The 3,140-nt window shown below is 42.9% G+C and carries 2 protein-coding genes; both read right to left on the bottom strand.

Annotated features, from left to right (window positions below; all coding sequences use genetic code 11):
* Positions 1-315: 315 nt before the first annotated feature.
* Entirely contained in the window at positions 316-834 is a 519-nt protein-coding gene (locus tag HPY74_20595; GenBank protein ID NSW93006.1) for a hypothetical protein, read from the bottom strand.
* The gene (locus HPY74_20590; protein ID NSW93005.1) at positions 825-2,228 is read right to left on the bottom strand and encodes an HD domain-containing protein; all 1,404 of its coding nucleotides are present in this window, start codon (positions 2,226-2,228) and stop codon (positions 825-827) included. The genes HPY74_20595 and HPY74_20590 overlap by 10 nt, the downstream gene beginning before the upstream one ends.
* Between the last annotated feature and the right edge of the window lie 912 nt (positions 2,229-3,140).

The following is a 3,140-nucleotide window of genomic DNA, read 5'->3' as shown; positions in this document are numbered from 1 at the left end:
CCAGACGGTCTTCCCATATGCTGCTAAGTTTGCTATCCATCCCTGAACATCCCTTTCTTTGTTATGCTCAGGTTTATTTTCTCATCTCCTCCCTTGCTCTTGAAGGTGTCTTTTTTTTGACGCTTACGGACAAAACCGACTTTTCGCATTATTCCCACAAAAACAAAATGACCGGCTGTTTATTTACCATCTCTAAGGTAATCGGCCATTAGTCTCACTTCAAAAAAAACACTGATACATATTCTTACCCAAAAAGTGCTAAAGGACGTCATTTCCGTCCAGGGGGATTGAAAATGTCGGTGCGCTTTATCACATTCAGGCAATCCAGCCCCCGTCTGATAGATCCTGGTAGGCGCTTTGGATCCTTTGAACGCTAAACTTATCCCCTTTTGCCCTGTAAACTTCTTTTACCACTTTTTCTTCGGTGACATACCCGTATGCTTCATTCAACGCGGTGGCGATAAAATGGACAGTAGCATACAGTTCGAGTTCTAAAGGGGAGAACCTGCCAAAGGTATCCAGCACTTTTTGGATTTTTTCCCGGTGGGCCTCAATGTTTCCTCGATCCCGTGCAAGATATTTGTCACCCGAAACCCCCTTGGAAAAGGTGTACCCATCCGGAGAAACCTTCACTATTTCTTTTGTCACGGCTTCTCCCAGTTCCTCTGTCACCTCGTTGCTATACGGCCCATAAATATGCAAACGAAAATTTACATAAAGGGGCACACCAGCTTCGGCACAGAAATACACCAGCTTTTGCAAGGCCTTTTTCCCTCTGATTTTTGTCTGATCCGCCAAATACGCGATGAGGGTTTCGAGTTTCATTACGTCCATCCCTCCTCAATTTTTTTAATTTTTGATTGAATTTGGTCAAGCTGTTCGTTACACCATGCCGCTGCTTCCTTCTTTTTATCCCGCGTCACATAAAAACGAACAATATTAATGTTCTTCTGGGACAATAATTGCAAGGGGAGCGACCGTTCGAATATGGAGTAGCAGTGTTGCAGATTATGCTTATCTTGAACGACGATACTGGCAAATTTTCTATCCCCTTCTCCCTCTTGATATCCCTCTTCCTGTTTTTTAAGACCAAACAAGGGGTTCGTGGGAAGCTTCTTTGCTTTGTCATCAACGTAAGCAATCTGAGGGTTATTGTCATATTTTCCTTCAAATTTTTCCTTTAGCTCAGAAATAGCCATATAGCCTGCCAATCCTGTATGGTGAGGCAAGGTAACAAAAGCTTCCGACAGGTGGTCTCGCTCGTATATCCGCCGCGCCCATTCGTTTGAACTGCGGAATTTCTTTATAGCTTCCAGGACAGTGTTATCATCCAATGACAAATAATCATCCAGATTTTCCGGAGGGGGGAAATACCCATTCCACTGCGGGAATTGTTCGCAAAGAAAATCTTTCAAAAAAGCCGTCAAATAATAATCGTAGATGCGCCTGGTTTTGTGAAAATAGACCTGAATAAACATCCAGTAACGGGCAAAAATAAGTTCCTCTACTGCCTGTATTCCATCAGATTCAATCCCCAGAAGCCAGAAACCTGTATAGTTTTCCTCCATCTGTTCTGAGCGACTTACAGAATTGGATTCCCTGGCCGTTACAACCGTTACAGTATCTAAAATTCTTTCCAGGTCATACTCTCCGTAGCGGACGCCGCAATAATAAGAATCTCTCAAAAGATAATCAAGTTTATCAGCATCTATTTCTCCGTCGATGATCTTTCCCAGAAATACCCGGTCAGTGCTCAGGTATCCTTTATTTAAGAGCGTAATGATTTCCTCAACCTTAATATCTGGAAAATACTCTGTAATTATAGGTGCAAAAACACGACGGATGAAGGCAATTGTATAGTTTTCATGTTTTAGCCCGGGAGGAAAAAGCTCCTCGCTCCCATGGGAAAATGGAGCGTGTCCTAAATCGTGTAAAAGGCCGGCGAGCCTTACCAGTTGGCGCAACCTGGCATATTCTGGCTCCGTAAATTGATTCTTAACGAGCGGGCGCTTATACAAAGAATCCATCACCCTGCCGGCCAAATGCATCACGCCCAGGCTATGCTCAAAACGGGTATGAGTGGCCCCGGGATAAACCTTTGAAGTCAGTGCTAACTGGCGTATGTTTCGCAAACGTTGGAAAGCCTCATTCTTAATAATAGCTGCTTCTCCATCGTTTAGTTCAATCATTCCATGAATAGGATCCCGAATCTGAACATGTCCCGCCAAAAATTCTCACCCCCAATTACATTATTCTCCGAATATATGTTCGTTTCCTGCCGGAAATAGGAAAAATTTTTACTTACAGCTCCGATTTGTGGATATTGACCGGTCAGGACTGACCTGAGGGTATTAGCCGGACTATAGATAAGAAACGTACTATTCAAGAAATCATATGCAATTTTAACAAAAACAGATGTAAACTTTGTATGAGCAACCCACGCTTGCTTTGTCTTATTCAGATAATTGGCGAAGAAAAGCTGACCGACTTTTGGGCAGCCTGATGTAACAAAATAATTCTAAAATGTTTTTTTTAATTCTAGCGAATGCGCTGAAAGCGAACCGACAACACCCTACCGTCATAATAAGTTATTGGTTTTTGTATTATCGCGTTCAAAGTAATGCGACAATGCATCTCTTACTTTATGGGGCAATTCGGAATAATTCACCGTACGGAAGCGATGGTTACACACGATATTCATAAAGATATCCCGTTCCCAGCTGGATAGAGAGCATACTTGCGACCACCACAACTCTGTTGAGCCGTCTTTCTCATGGAAATCGCGGTTGATTATATATGATTCTGGCATTAATAAAATCTTATAATATTCATCCAAGTTATGTCCGAAAGCTGCTTCGAAGTAGCCTTTTCGAGTTCCAACAAGGCCCCGTGTCCTGTTAAGGATACACTGCACAGCCCGCAGATATTTCTTATTCCAATATTTACCAACATTCCCGTTGGTATCTACAGAGCGGTTTTTGGAATATAAGTCAATATAGCGCATTGGGAATGAGGTGAGCGTAAAAGCGAGCACACCTGTACATCAGGACAAAGTAGGGGTATTCTCTTTTATGGGCATGCGACAGTGATCCGGCAAAGCAGTTGACCAAGGCAACAAGCTGTCAATGACCGTATGGTCA

The organism is Bacillota bacterium (assembly GCA_013314855.1).
GTDB lineage: Bacteria > Bacillota > Clostridia > Acetivibrionales > DUMC01 > Ch48.
Note: the sequence above shows the minus strand (reverse complement) of the source record. Positions and strands in the feature narration are given on the sequence as shown.

What these genes read in the sequence shown, in the direction of transcription:
- HPY74_20595 (NSW93006.1), bottom strand. Translation starts at nt 834, where the DNA reads ATGGACGTAATGAAACTCGAAACCCTCATCGCGTATTTGGCGGATCAG.